This is a genomic window from Campylobacter anatolicus (assembly GCF_018145655.1).
In the GTDB taxonomy this organism is placed as follows: Bacteria; Campylobacterota; Campylobacteria; order Campylobacterales; family Campylobacteraceae; genus Campylobacter_A; species Campylobacter_A anatolicus.
This window is the reverse complement of sequence record NZ_JAGSSY010000002.1, coordinates 347383-361081: the sequence shown is the minus strand read 5'-3', so window position 1 is coordinate 361081 and position 13699 is coordinate 347383. Positions and strand designations below refer to the sequence as shown.

Genomic DNA, 13699 nt, shown 5'->3' with positions numbered 1-13699 from the left:
TAAAGGATAAATATGATACAAACTTGCCTATTTCCGGCAGCTGGATATGGAACGAGATTTTTACCAGCAACAAAGACGCTTCCAAAGGAGATGTTGCCTATTCTTACAAAACCGCTCGTGCATTACGGCGTTGATGAGGCATTAGAAGCTGGTATGGATAATATGGCGTTTGTAACAGGGCGTGGAAAACGTGCCTTGGAGGATTATTTTGATATTAGTTATGAGCTAGAACACCAAATAGCAGGGACTTCTAAAGAGCCACTTTTAGCTGATATTCGTGAGCTTATGGGGCGTTGCACTTTCTCTTTTACTCGCCAAAATGAGATGAAAGGTCTAGGACATGCCATACAAACAGGCAAGACGCTCGTGCGTGATGAAGCCTTTGGTGTGATACTAGCAGATGACCTTTGTGTTAATAAAAATGGCGAAGGTGTGTTATCACAAATGGTAAAAATTTATGAGAAATGCCGCTGTTCTATCGTAGCTGTAATGGAGGTGTCAAAGGAGCAAGTTAGTGCGTATGGTGTTGTGAGCGGACGCTTTATAGAAGATGGTCTTATGATGATTGATGATATGGTTGAAAAGCCCGATCCTAGCGAGGCTCCGAGTAATTTAGCTATAATAGGACGTTATATCTTAACGCCTGATATTTTTAACATTTTAGAGCGTACCAAACCCGGTAAAAACGGTGAGATACAGATAACTGACGCACTAAAAACTCAGGCGAAAGAAGGCATAGTATTAGCTTATAAATTTAAGGGTGTGAGATTTGACTGTGGTAGCATTGACGGCTACGTAGAAGCAACAAATTTCTTCTATCAAAAAAGTAAAGCCGATGGTAACAAATAGCTTTAAATTTAACTTCGCAGATGCTGCAAATATCGCCGCTTACGCAAAGAGGATAAACGATGAGTATGAAAGTGGCGAGATTGGGTATTATCATCTACCTAGGCTTGGTGCGTCCTTGATGGATGAAATTTATGAGTATGAAAATAGTTTAAAGCATATAAAAAATGTCGTACTTGTGGGTATCGGAGGTAGTTCGCTAGGTGTTAAGGCTCTTGATGGGCTACTAAGTGCAAATGGGCGAAAACGTGAGCTATTTTTCTTAGATAACCTTGATACACAAAGCTACAAAAATGTATTAAGTAGTGTAAAATTTAGTGAAACGCTTTTTATAATAAGCTCAAAATCCGGCAATACGATTGAAACGATTACGATATTTAAATGCCTTTTAGATGAGTTTAAGCCACAAAATTTGAGTGAAAATTTTCTAATTATTACCGATCCTGATACAAATTTACAAAATTTTGCCAAAGAAAATGACATTAAGTATTTTAATATCCCATCAAATGTCGGAGGTCGCTTTAGTGTGCTTAGTTGCATTGGACTAGTCCCGCTCGCTCTTTGCGGATATGATATAGCACAGCTTTTATCTGGGGCTTTAGCGTGTAAGGCACAATATATTATACAAAATGATAGTTCAATCATCGCAAAAGCTCATCATTACGCAACACACCGCCATGCAAATATAAATGTTGTATTTAGTTATTGTGATAGATTTGTTAAATTTAACGACTGGTATGTTCAGCTTTGGGCAGAGAGTCTTGGCAAAAAAAGTGGTTACAAACGCATAGGGCGTACGCCTGTAGGACTCATAGGAAGCCGAGATCAGCATAGCTTTTTGCAGCTTATAATGGATGGTGTGAAGGATAAAACGATAACTTTTATCAAAGTAAAGGAGCAAGATAGTGGTGCAAATAAACCTTTAAAAGTGCCAAATTTCAGCTTAAAGGGGCTTGAGAGTTGTGATTTTGTGGCAGGACTAAGCTTAAGCGAGCTTTTAAATGCTCAGTGCGATGCGACTATGGCGGCACTTGTGCAAGAGGGGCTTAGCGTAGATATGATAGAGCTTGAGCGACTTGATGAATGGCACGCTGGTTGGCTGATATTTTACTATGAGCTGCTAACATCTGCAACAGGGATAATGCTAGGGATAAATACTTACGATCAGCCCGGAGTAGAGATAGGTAAGCGTATCTTAAAAACTATGCTCTCTAAATAGCGACTTATCTTTTCTATATTCAAACTTTATAGATTAAATTTAATAATATTCTAACTGTAAATCCAAGACATAGTAATCTTAAGCGTGTGAGAGTTGGAGTTTATTGAAGATAGGAGTAGTTTTTACTTTGTTGCACTCACGACTACAAGCAAAGTGTGATTATACTCATACCATTAACAAAAGATTAAACACTTTACTGGACGAGCAAAGACTTTAAAAAGAGTTATGATGTAAATAAGAGTAAAACTTATTATAAGACCGCAAATATAACTTTGATTTTGTTAGTCACCTATCTTTAATAAAAACAAAAGCTCGCAAAATAAATCTTGTCATTTACAAATTATCGTAATTTAACCAAACTTTTGGCACAATACAGCAAAAATTAAGAAAATTTAAAAGGAAAGATATGTTAGAAGTTAAAGGACTCACACAAAGATTTGCAAGTAGTTTGCTCTTTGAAGATGTGAGTTTAAAACTCAATCGTCATAATCGATACGGCTTAATCGGTGCAAATGGGGCCGGGAAATCAACATTTTTAAAAATTTTAAGTGGTGAGATAGAAGCCACTAGTGGTGAGATCGTTATAGAAAATGGCTTAAAAGTTGGCGTTTTAGGACAAGATCAGTTTGCATTTGAAAACTTTACACTTAAAGATGCTGTTCTATATGGTAACAAACGCCTATACGATGCGGTCAAAGAGAAAGAAAAGCTTTATATGAGCGAAGAATTTACAGACGCTATAAATGACCGCTTAAGCGAACTCGAGATGATATCAGCCGAGGAAGATCCAACATACGAATATGAGACCAGAATAGAGAAAATTTTAAGCTCACTGGGGCTAAATGAGTTTGATAAGCTAATGAGCGAGGTTGAGAATTCCGATAAAGTCAAAGTACTTTTAGCTCAAGTGCTTTTCCCAAAGCCTGATATTTTATTTCTTGATGAGCCGACAAACAACCTTGATATTGACGCGATTGCTTGGCTAGAGAATGAGCTAAATCACCACGATGGAACACTCGTTGTTATAAGCCACGACAGACACTTTTTAAACAGAGTTTGCACGCATATTCTAGATGTGGATTTTAAAAAAATTCGTGAGTTTAGTGGCAACTATGACGACTGGTATGTAGCAGCAAATTTGATAGCAAAACAGCACGAGATGGAACGCGATAAGAAGTTAAAAGAAAAAGAGGAGCTGGAGCGTTTTATCGCACGATTTTCAGCAAATGCAAGCAAGGCAAAACAAGCTACTAGTCGTGCAAAACAACTTGAAAAGCTTGACATTGCCGAGATTGCCATATCAAGTAGAAGAGATCCGAGTATTTTGTTTCGTGCAAATCGTGAGATAGGAAATGAACTAATAGAGCTTAAAAATATCAATAAAAAATTTGATGATAAAATTGTATTTAATGGGCTAAATTTCAAGCTTGAAAAGGGTGATAAACTAGCTATCATCGGACACAATGGTGTTGGTAAAAGTACACTTTGTAAGCTTATTACCGGCGAACTAGCACCAGATAGCGGAGAGATGCATATAGGAGCGACCATTGAGCTTGGCTACTTTGCACAAGATACAGTCAATAAAATAGATGGCGAATTAAAACTATATGAGTATCTGCAAGATGCAAAAAATAAAGACATTGATGAAATTCGCAAGTGTCTTGGTAGAATGCTATTTAGCGGAGCAGATCAAGAAAAATCAGTCAGTGCGTTAAGCGGCGGAGAAAAACATAGGGTTCGCTTAGCACAACTTATGCTCCATCGTCCAAATCTGCTCGTAATGGATGAGCCAAATAACCACCTTGATCTTGAAGCCATTATCGCACTTGGCGAGGCGTTTTATAATTTCACTGGCTCAGTCATCTGTGTGAGTCACGATAGAGAGCTAATAGACGCATTTGCAAACCGAATTTTACATCTTAAAGGTGATGGCGAGATAGTTGATTTTCGTGGGACATACGAAGAGTATCGCACAAATTTGGGACTTGAATATTAAAAGATAAAATTTAAGTGAGTAGTTTTATTAATATAGCAAAAGCTAGTAAAACAGATAAAACCTCACTTGTTTTGCAGATATTTCAGCAAATTAACTTTACTTATAAAGTAGCATTTTAGTTGTAATGTATGACAAACTACTTATCAAATTTCAAACATACTTAACCACACATACCTTTTATCCAATAAATAGCAAAAGTCATTCAGAGTTTAAAAAGTATGTATTTATCAAATAAAATATAAATAAAACTATTAGAGCGTCTTTATCCCTAAAATACGGATTTTTTAATGAGTATGATATTTTCCATATTGATTAAAATGTTTAATGTTTGATACACTTTACACTAAGCAAGAAAATCCCATGCTAATTTTATCTATAATCAGTTTTGTATTTTAAAATTCATCTCTTAGTACTCATTAAATCACCGATATGATCGCTATGCAAACAAGCAAGTACAATGTGAGTTATATTATCAAATTTTTCATTTTTCACAAGTATTGCGTTGTGTTTGTCGCTTACTTAAATTTTAACTATTAACTCTCACTTCTAGTAATGAGTTTATCTGCAAGATAAATATAATTAAAACGATATATGTTACTATCAGCCATCTTTATATAATACATAAGACAACACCACAAACATTACTAAAAATCAAGATCAGACTAATAAATTTTATAGTTCACTGATTTATTTTATCATACCGATACTCTCGGCGAATTTAAGGCTTTTACCCTCAAATAAATTATACTCTATCGCATCTTTTTCGCTAATTATCACGATAGTTGAGCCAAGCTCAAAGTTACCCAGTTCATCACCCTTTTTTACTTTTAGATTATCATATTCATAAATTTGTGTGAAGTTAGACATTGCATTTGTCTGTATCCGCTCATCAAAGACAAACTTCATCTTTCCGACATTTAATGCCCCAACAAAGACAAGCCATAGCTTTTTACCACTACTAATCTCACACTCTAGTGCCACACGCTCGTTTTTCGTATATAGGCTATCAACTTTTTTTAACCACTTAACTGCCACACTATAAAGTCGCCCAGGGATATAGATCGCCTTTTTTATGTTTATATCGCAAGGTGCGTGGTATCGGTGATAGTCCTTTGGGCTAAGATATATGTTTGCAAAATCATAGCTATTTGATAGATCTTCACCAGCCTCGTAACCCAAAAGCTCAGCCATATCATAGCTCATACCTTTGATACTAAATGCCCTACTCTGTTCGCTCGTGCCTACGCTTAAACATGTGCCATCGCTTGGACTGATAAAGATCTGCTCTGCTGTATCAAACATACGTGGCTTTATGAGTGAGCGTGTAAAAAGTGCGTTTAAGCTCACATACTCCTTTGCGTCTTGAAACTCACTCATATCTATTTTAAAGCACTTTACATATTGTGTGTTTATGAAATTTTGTATGATTTTTGGAAATTTAATCCCACTAAAACGCCCAAAAATACGTGAAATAATCTTATCGTTACTCATTTTACTCTCCGATTAAATTTAATATCGCTATCTCACTTGGTGCCATTATACGCACCGGTGGTCCCCAAAATCCAGCACCAGAGCTAACATAAACTTGCATTTTATCATTATGTTTATAAAGTCCACGTAAATAGTGCTGATCTAACCAAACCAAAATTTGAAATGGAAAAATTTGACCACCGTGCGTATGTCCGCAAAGCACTAGATCTACGCCTTTTTTACTTAGCTCGGCATCATATTGTTTTATAAATTTTGGCTGATGAGAGAGTAGGATAGTTGGTAAATTTTTATCCATATTTTTAAGTGCAGCATCCAAATTTGGCTCAAGATGTTTAAATCTAAATCCAGCCAAGTCATAAACACCAGCTAAATTTACGCCACCGATTTGGACGTTTTTATTACCAAGTATAGTTACGTTATGACTAGAAATTTTATCCATTATGCCGTCAATACCGTGGTAATACTCGTGATTACCAGGCACATAAAACGTTCCATAAGTTGATCGTAACTCATCAAGCGGATCTAAAAAACTTCCTATCTTATCCGCCTCAAAATCAATCATATCGCCCACTATCACGACTACGTCTGGCTTTGTTTGGTTGATACTATAAACAAGTGTTGCTAAAAATTCTTTCTGCAAAAACTCACCGATATGCACATCGGTAATCATTGCTATCCTAAATGGTACTTTTAAATTTTTTATCTTTATTTCAGTAAAGTTTATTTTCGGTGGCGTTAATGCGTTAAATAGCCCTTTAAAAAAGTAGCTAAATAGTAGTATCAAAAATGTAACATCAAAGCAAAATTTGATAAATTTACGTCGATTTTGGCTAAATTTGGTCCGCCTAAATAAAACTCTTAAAACATCATAAATCACGCTAAGCCCAAATAAAAATAGCGAAAATGCGATTAAGGCTGCCGAAAACATATAAAGCTCAATACTTAAAAATGCAAATCTAATCTGCAAAACAAATACAAACTCAACAATTGATACAACAACCAAAGACCAACGTATGTAGCTTAAATACGGCTGCAAAAATACAATCTTTTTTATAAAACGTTTATATGAGTAAAAATTTATAAAAGCACTAAATATAATTGCACCAATGATTATGCGTAAAAGACCCAAATATTTCCTTTTTAAAAATTTAAAAAGATTATATTGAGTTTTATTAAACTAAATGAAAATTTAAAGATGAATTTAAAAAGGGCAGGTAAAGATCCTGCCCCATAAGAGATTAAGTATTAGATTACTCTATTTTACCGCTTTCTATTCTCTCTTTGTAGATCTTACGAAGTTTTCTGATATCATTTTTAACTTCAAATACTCCATGCCAGTGTGAATAATCAGGTCCGCCCATTAAAGCACCTTGTCTCATACGACGACCCTCGTGGTGCCATAAGTGATAGAATACATCTTGAAACTCATCTTCCCACATATCTTCAAGCAATAAATTTTTAGCTTTTAGATCATCAAGCATCTTCTTAGCCTCATCATAATAGACATTATAAAGTTGAACTTGCTTATCAGCCATCTCAAAGAAGTTGTTTGTATGGGTTGTCGTATGGCATACCTTACATACCAGCTTCATCTCAGCACGTGCAGCCTCTGGTCCATTTGGATGTCCTGCAAGTGGCGTTCCGACGTTAATCTTGCCAGTTTTTGTGTATTGCTCATAAGCTTGGTCATAACCTGCTGTTCTTAACTCACTTCTTGGTGCCCAAAGATTCCATTTTAAACGTAGTGAAACGTTGTGAGTTGTCGTAGTCTCACCTACACCACTCATATGGCAAGTTGCACAAGTAGGCCCTCTAAAATCTGGCACATCCCAAGTATCAGGAGCACTATCGTAATTCCAAGTATGACCTTCAGAGTTAAAGATATGCCCGTGCATTGAGTTGTTAAATATCTCAATATCTGGATGATCTGGTCCAAGGTGGCAAGATGCACAAGCCGCTGGCTTTCTAGCCTCCGAAATTTTAAAAGTATGCGAGCTATGACAAGAGCGACAATTGCCTACGCCACCATCAGGATATACGTTTGCTATACCGTAATTTGGCCAAGACGCAGCAATAGGCTTTTTATCAGCATCAAGCTTTATAATAGTGCCATGACACTGACTACATCCAGTCGCATCTGGAGCCATTTTAAAGTCTTTATGATCTGCTCCCTCGTAGTGATACATAAGCTTAACCATAGCTGGATTTGCATACATCTGCATACCACCTCTTGCATGTCCGCTTTGTAAAAATTCTGCTACCTCATTCTCGTGGCATTTAGCACAAGTTTTAGGGCTAACTAACATAGAAACGTGGTTATTTGAATCTTTTGGATGCACTTTGACTGATGCCATTGGACTATCAGCATTTACAGAGTGGCAGTCCATACAGCTAACACCAACGTGTGCGTGGCGACTATTTTTCCAATCCGCAACGATACCGGGCGTCTTCTCTGCGTGGCACTCAACACAGCTTTTTGACAGATCAGACATCTTGTGTGCGACCTTAATGTTTTTTACAACATTTAATTTGACCGCGTCTGTCTGATTGCCATCAGTAGCATTAGCACTTAAGCTAAAAGATACTAAACAGGCTAATAAAATAGCAACTTTTTTAAACATCTCTCCTCCTTATTTAGTTATATTATTTTCTTTTTGTTTTTCAAATTTATCTATATAAAAACCTAAATTTTTATGACCTACGTGGTTATGACAATCAACACAAGATTTTTTATTTGCATTGCCAAGGACGAAATAATCACGGTGTGGTAAAAATGACTTACCTGATTGGATAACATCTTTTAAATTTGAATGACAGGTCATACATCCGCTATCATATGTAAAGTGCGATGCATGTTCGCGTTTTTTACGCCAATCAATCTTATTTGTATTGGTAAAAAATGTCTTATATCCGTCATTTATAGATACTTTTATCTTTGTTAAAACATATGTATATGCACTAGTGTGATCAAGATGACATGCTGAACACTCTGCCTTTATGCCGAGCTTGTTTTTACCACCATGAGTATCCTCGTGATACGCAGCATTCATAGGATCCATCGTATGGCACATCGTGCACACAAAGCCACTCCCAGTAGCGTGAAGCACATCAGCAATACCCATAGATGCGATCAATCCTGCCACTATGCCTATAACTACAGATGACCATACAAGAAATTTCTTTTTAGCAGTAGCCAAGTTTTCTCCTTGTTTCGTAAATATTAAATTTAACGAATTTTAAACTTAATATTACTATAAATAAAATAAAAAAGCATTGATTTAAATCAATTAATATTTACTTGATATTAAATATCAGTATGAAAAAATTTCAGCCAATTCTTCGGAATTTTTCTCTACGATTTGGTTCTTTTCATCAAGTTTTATAATATTTGATATTTTAAATTTATTTAAAATTCTTGAGAATGTTTCTGGAGTTATGTTTAAAATAGATGCAATCTTTGTGTGTTTTAACTCATTAAAGAGATCTTCGTGCATTAAAATAAACTTAGCCACCTTTGCTTCTGAACTTAAAATTAGTTCTTGATGCAAAAGATTACTTGTGATTTTTAGCTTTTGCGACATAGATTTGATAAAATTTAAAGAAATTTTCGGATCAGTTAAAAACTCTTTATAAAATTTTTCATAATCAATCTTTAGCACCTCACCAGATACTACAAATATCGCACTTGCAGGGTATTTTATATTTTCAAAATTTACAACCTCGGCGACAAAATTCATTGGCGGAAGTTGATGAAGGAAAATTTCTTTACCATTTTGGCTAGTTTTATAAAGCTTTATAGAGCCACTAAGCAGGAAAATAAGCCACTTTGGCTCATCTCCTTCCATAAATAAAAACTCCCCCTTTTTATACTTTTTTAAAATAGTTATGGATTCTAAACGCTTAAGCTGAGTTTCATCCAAATCTTTGAAAAATGAAATTTTGCTTAGCATTTTTACTCTCCTAATCTTAAAATTTATTTTTTAAGAAGGTCCCTTATCTCTGTTAAAAGTGCGATATCAGCTGCTGGTGCTTCTGGCTCAGCAGGGAGCTTTTCTTGTTTGCGTTTTAACGAATTTAGTGCTTTAATAACACAGAATATACAAAATGCGATGATTAAAAAATCAACCATAGTTTGTATAAAACTGCCGTAATTTATAGTAACCGCTGGTACTTCGCCAACTGCATCTTTTAACACCACTTTTAAGTCTGTAAAATTTACACCTCCGGTTATGACGCCTACGATTGGCATAATAACATCACCAACGAGCGATGAAACTATCTTGCCAAAAGCACCGCCGATAACGACACCCACAGCCATATCTATGACATTGCCCTTCATTGCAAATTCTTTGAATTCGCTGATAAAACTCATTTATTCTCCTTGAAATTTTATAAATATTATGCGATTGTATATAAATATCGCTTTTAAACGCATAAAATTATAAATTACTAAATTTGAATATGATATAATTTTGTCCATTTTTAATGTAAGGAAATTTTATGTATCGTTTTGCACCGTCCCCAACGGGAGATATGCATATAGGCAACCTACGTGCCGCAATATTTAACTACATCTGCTCACTTCAAGACAAAAGTGGCTTTATACTTCGTATAGAAGACACCGATAAAGAGCGAAATATAGATGGTAAAGAAAAAGATATCTTAGAAATTTTATCGCGTTTTGGTATCACTCCACAGCAAATTTATATCCAAAGTGAAAATCTTAAATTTCACCGTCAACTTGCCTCAAAACTTTTAATCGATAAAAAAGCATTTGCATGTTTTTGCACCGAAGAGGAGCTAGAAAGCAAAAAGCAAAAAGCAAAAGATCAAGGCGTGGCATACCGATATGATGGTACTTGTGAACATTTAAGTGATGCAGAAGTTTTATCAAACAAAAAACCATTTGTCATACGTATGAAAAAGCCAGAACACACTATGAGCTTTACTGACACTATCAAAGGCGAACTTAGTTTTGAGCCTGATTCGGTCGATAGCTTTGTCATTATGAGAGCAGACAAGACACCAACATACAACTTCGCTTGTGCAGTTGATGATATGCTTGAAGGTGTTACTTTTGTCATACGTGGCGAAGATCACGTAAGCAACACGCCAAAACAAGACTTGATACGTGCTGGACTTGGCTACACTGACACTATGCACTACGCTCATTTACCGATACTGCTAAACTCAGAAGGTAAAAAGATGAGTAAGCGAGATAACGCAAGTAGTGTAAAATGGCTATTTGAACAAGGATTTTTACCTGAAGCGATAGCAAACTACCTTATACTTCTTGGTAACAAAACACCGAGTGAAATTTTTACTATAAATGAAGCTGTCCAGTGGTTTGACATAAGCAAAATTTCACGATCGCCAGCTAAATTTGACATAGCAAAGTTAGAACAACTAAATAGAGAACACATCCGTCTAGCTAGTGACGAGCGAGTGTGCGAACTATTTAATGTCAGTAAAGAGCGAGTAAACTTAGTCAAATTTTACACTCAAGAAAGCTCACTTATCCCTGAAATAAAAGAAAAAGTAGCTAAAATTTATAGCACCAAAACAGCACCAGATGAGTATAAAAACGAATTCGAAACTATAAAAAAAGCGGCTTTAAATTTAAAAAAAGGCGAGAGTTACGAAGAGTTTAAAAAAGAGCTTATGAGCGTGACTGGTTTAAAAGGTAAAAATTTCTTTATGCCCCTTAGACAGCTACTAACAGGCGATCTACATGGGCCTGAGCTAAGTGAGCTATACCCACTCATCAAAGACGATCTAGATAAGATCATTATATAATTTTAGGAGAATAAATGATAATTTCAACATTCATAGCAGCCGTTGCAAACATACTTAGCACAGTCATTCATATCTACATCTGGATTATCATCATAGCAGCACTCATTAGTTGGGTCAGACCAGACCCATACAATCCTATAGTGCAACTTTTACAAAGACTAACAGAACCAGCATATGCCTTTATCAGACGATTTATACCGACTACCTTTAATGGTATAGACCTAGCCCCTATAATCGTGCTGCTCGCACTTCAATTTTTTGACCTATTTATCATCAGGCTTTTACTAAATGTCGCTGCGTCTATTTAGTTTTTTAATGCTCATTTGCATTGGTGCTTGCGGAAAAATTTTAAGCTTCGATGAGTTAAAGGACAAACCAAGCGGACTTGCAAAGGATTATTATATCAACCGCTTGATAAATGAAACAAGTCCTACTAAAGCACAAGTGCAAGAGCTAAGCAAAGATGTCTTTCGCCGTGCTGGGGCAGTGCAAAGTTCAATAGATAAAATTCTACCGCCAAAGCCACACCCTAGCCTTTGCCCAAAGGTAACTGTAGCAAATATCTTAGATGCAAATACAACTTGCCAAAACACCATAACCACGATAAGCTTTAGCTTAAAACTAACCGCTGATGTAAGAGCCAAACTAGCTGAAAAACTAACCATTTCGCACCCAGCTAAAGCAAAAATGCTTTTAAGCTTAAATAGTGAAAATCCTGCAATAGTCTTTGCTAATAACGGCGAAACGGATAAATTTTTAGCCCTTTTTAATGCAAGCTCTACCATACAAAAAGAAAAATTTTTTGCCACTGATTTTAGTGGCGAGTTTATGGATAAATTGTATTCACAAAAAGGATTTACAACTTTTTTAAACAAGATAGTTATAAATAAAAGCAACACTAAATTTAGACAAAATTTACTTAAAATTTCTCCACTTATAACTAGTGAAAACGATGCTTTTATACTTGGCATAAACGCTATTACGCTGCTTAAAGAGAGTCGTGCAGCTGAGTTTTTCAAACGTGCAAAAGAGACTTATAAAAGGCAGTTTTATATTGATAATGCGACATTTTGGCTATATCTAATAAACAAAGATGAATCATTTTTAAACGAACTTGCAAACAGCACAGATATAAATATCTACTCGCTTTTTGCCAAAGATTTTGTCCACTCCAAACCATTTGAGATAATAGTGCCAAATCCAACCGAAGAAAATGTAAGGGATTTTGACATCACAGATCCTTTTTTATGGCAAAAGACCGCCGAAAATATCAAAAATTTAACCCCAGAACAAGCAAAAGTACAAGCTAAAAAATTTTACGCAAAAGATAGTATAGGGATATATGTCTATTTTATGCAAAGAGCAACTGAGTATAAAAACCACTACTTCATCATGCCAGTTTCGCCTGAGCTTAGAGGACTTAACCCGCATAGAAGTTCGCTTATTTTTGCTTTAGCTAGGCAGGAGAGTCTATTTTTACCAAGCGTTATCTCAACATCTTATGCACTTGGGACTATGCAGTTTATGCCGTTTTTAGCTAATGCTATCGGCAAAAAGGAGCTTAAAATCCCAAATTTTGACCAAGATGATATGTTTAAGCCAGAGATTGCTTATAAATTTGCAAATCACCATTTAAATTATTTGGAGAAATTTCTACAACACCCACTATTTGTTGCATACGCATACAATGGTGGTATCGGTTTTACAAAAAAGATGTTACTTCGTGATGATATGTTTAGAGATGGCAAGTTTGAGCCATTTTTGTCGATGGAGCTAGTGCCACTTAGCGAAAGCCGACTATACGGCAAAAAAGTCCTCGCAAACTACGTTATTTATCGCTCTCTTACTCGTTCCAATATAAAGATTTCGCAACTTTTTGAAACTCTAACAATACCTGCTTTGACGGACAAGTTTCGCAAGTAATTATATTAAATTTAAGCGTGAGTTTGTCTGCTATTTTAGTCGGTGCCGTAATCTCATAATATCTAGACCAAGGCATATTAAATCCGCTCAAGCCCAAAAGTTCATCATTACTTTCAAGCATACGCACTGTAGTGCCGTTATTTTCGTTATTTAATGTGATACTAGTGACGTCTATCTCGCTCTCTTTTGGGTTTATGGCGACTAGAAATTTCTCTTGATTTGCAATTGAAATTTTACTTTGATAAATAGGATTTAAATAGGTCGCAATTATTAAAGTGCGATCTTGTCCATCTATAAGCTCACTCTTGCTCGTGTAGGCTAAAATTTCATTTTTTAGCGGCTCATGGATAATATTTTTATTAGAACAAGCGATAAATAGTGCTATAAATGTAGCAAAAAGTATAAATTTTCTCATTTTCTTCCATTTT

At 35.6% G+C, this 13699-nt stretch carries 13 protein-coding genes; 6 read left to right on the top strand and 7 right to left on the bottom strand.

Features of this window, described 5'->3' with window-relative positions:
- Window positions 1–12: 12 nt before the first annotated feature.
- The 3 genes from galU (at window position 13) to KDE13_RS04845 (ending at window position 4061) form a co-directional block, all read left to right on the top strand.
- Complete coding sequence (galU, locus tag KDE13_RS04855; RefSeq protein ID WP_212142999.1) at window positions 13–849, top strand: UTP--glucose-1-phosphate uridylyltransferase GalU; 837 nt, start codon at window positions 13–15, stop codon at window positions 847–849.
- Window positions 836–2065, top strand: coding sequence for a glucose-6-phosphate isomerase (locus KDE13_RS04850; RefSeq protein ID WP_212142998.1), 1230 nt, complete (start codon window positions 836–838; stop codon window positions 2063–2065). The genes galU and KDE13_RS04850 overlap by 14 nt, the downstream gene beginning before the upstream one ends.
- 406 nt (window positions 2066–2471) lie before the next feature.
- Window positions 2472–4061: an ABC-F family ATP-binding cassette domain-containing protein gene (locus KDE13_RS04845; protein WP_212142997.1), complete on the top strand. Its 1590-nt coding sequence runs from the start codon at window positions 2472–2474 to the stop codon at window positions 4059–4061.
- Between the two features lie 687 nt (window positions 4062–4748).
- Here KDE13_RS04845 and KDE13_RS04840 read toward each other — a convergent pair.
- From KDE13_RS04840 to mscL, 6 genes are all read right to left on the bottom strand, one after another.
- A complete protein-coding gene (locus KDE13_RS04840) occupies window positions 4749–5552 on the bottom strand; it encodes a phosphatidylserine decarboxylase (protein ID WP_212142996.1) in 804 nt (267 codons plus the stop codon).
- A gap of 1 nt (window position 5553) precedes the next feature.
- Window positions 5554–6681: a metallophosphoesterase gene (locus KDE13_RS04835; protein WP_212142995.1), complete on the bottom strand. Its 1128-nt coding sequence runs from the start codon at window positions 6679–6681 to the stop codon at window positions 5554–5556.
- 121 nt (window positions 6682–6802) lie between these two features.
- Window positions 6803–8173 (bottom strand): multiheme c-type cytochrome, encoded by a 1371-nt coding sequence (locus KDE13_RS04830; RefSeq protein WP_212142994.1) that lies wholly within the window; start codon window positions 8171–8173, stop codon window positions 6803–6805.
- A 9-nt stretch (window positions 8174–8182) separates the two neighbouring features.
- On the bottom strand, window positions 8183–8749 hold the full coding sequence (locus tag KDE13_RS04825) for a cytochrome c3 family protein (RefSeq protein WP_212140872.1): 567 nt from the start codon (window positions 8747–8749) through the stop codon (window positions 8183–8185).
- 114 nt (window positions 8750–8863) lie between these two features.
- On the bottom strand, window positions 8864–9502 hold the full coding sequence (locus tag KDE13_RS04820; protein ID WP_212142993.1) for a Crp/Fnr family transcriptional regulator: 639 nt from the start codon (window positions 9500–9502) through the stop codon (window positions 8864–8866).
- 23 nt (window positions 9503–9525) lie between these two features.
- On the bottom strand, window positions 9526–9924 hold the full coding sequence (gene mscL, locus KDE13_RS04815) for a large-conductance mechanosensitive channel protein MscL (protein WP_212140870.1): 399 nt from the start codon (window positions 9922–9924) through the stop codon (window positions 9526–9528).
- Window positions 9925–10052: 128 nt separating this feature from the next.
- On the opposite strand from mscL, the gene gltX reads away from it, so the two are divergent.
- Genes gltX through KDE13_RS04800 form a run of 3 tightly spaced genes read left to right on the top strand, consistent with a single transcriptional unit; the run spans window position 10053 to window position 13271 of the window.
- Complete coding sequence (gene gltX, locus KDE13_RS04810; protein ID WP_212142992.1) at window positions 10053–11348, top strand: glutamate--tRNA ligase; 1296 nt, start codon at window positions 10053–10055, stop codon at window positions 11346–11348.
- A gap of 14 nt (window positions 11349–11362) precedes the next feature.
- Entirely contained in the window at window positions 11363–11656 is a 294-nt protein-coding gene (locus KDE13_RS04805; protein ID WP_212140868.1) for a YggT family protein, read from the top strand.
- Entirely contained in the window at window positions 11637–13271 is a 1635-nt protein-coding gene (locus tag KDE13_RS04800) for a lytic transglycosylase domain-containing protein (protein WP_212142991.1), read from the top strand. The genes KDE13_RS04805 and KDE13_RS04800 overlap by 20 nt, the downstream gene beginning before the upstream one ends.
- On the opposite strand, the gene KDE13_RS04795 is transcribed toward KDE13_RS04800, so the two are convergent.
- Complete coding sequence (locus KDE13_RS04795) at window positions 13192–13686, bottom strand: hypothetical protein (RefSeq protein WP_212142990.1); 495 nt, start codon at window positions 13684–13686, stop codon at window positions 13192–13194. The genes KDE13_RS04800 and KDE13_RS04795 overlap by 80 nt on opposite strands.
- Between the last annotated feature and the right edge of the window lie 13 nt (window positions 13687–13699).

What these genes read in the sequence shown, in the direction of transcription:
- gltX (WP_212142992.1), top strand. Translation starts at nt 10,053, where the DNA reads ATGTATCGTTTTGCACCGTCCCCAACGGGAGATATGCATATAGGCAAC.
- KDE13_RS04820 (WP_212142993.1), bottom strand. Translation starts at nt 9,502, where the DNA reads ATGCTAAGCAAAATTTCATTTTTCAAAGATTTGGATGAAACTCAGCTT.
- KDE13_RS04840 (WP_212142996.1), bottom strand. Translation starts at nt 5,552, where the DNA reads ATGAGTAACGATAAGATTATTTCACGTATTTTTGGGCGTTTTAGTGGG.
- KDE13_RS04845 (WP_212142997.1), top strand. Translation starts at nt 2,472, where the DNA reads ATGTTAGAAGTTAAAGGACTCACACAAAGATTTGCAAGTAGTTTGCTC.
- KDE13_RS04830 (WP_212142994.1), bottom strand. Translation starts at nt 8,173, where the DNA reads ATGTTTAAAAAAGTTGCTATTTTATTAGCCTGTTTAGTATCTTTTAGC.
- galU (WP_212142999.1), top strand. Translation starts at nt 13, where the DNA reads ATGATACAAACTTGCCTATTTCCGGCAGCTGGATATGGAACGAGATTT.
- KDE13_RS04850 (WP_212142998.1), top strand. Translation starts at nt 836, where the DNA reads ATGGTAACAAATAGCTTTAAATTTAACTTCGCAGATGCTGCAAATATC.
- mscL (WP_212140870.1), bottom strand. Translation starts at nt 9,924, where the DNA reads ATGAGTTTTATCAGCGAATTCAAAGAATTTGCAATGAAGGGCAATGTC.
- KDE13_RS04795 (WP_212142990.1), bottom strand. Translation starts at nt 13,686, where the DNA reads ATGAGAAAATTTATACTTTTTGCTACATTTATAGCACTATTTATCGCT.
- KDE13_RS04805 (WP_212140868.1), top strand. Translation starts at nt 11,363, where the DNA reads ATGATAATTTCAACATTCATAGCAGCCGTTGCAAACATACTTAGCACA.
- KDE13_RS04800 (WP_212142991.1), top strand. Translation starts at nt 11,637, where the DNA reads ATGTCGCTGCGTCTATTTAGTTTTTTAATGCTCATTTGCATTGGTGCT.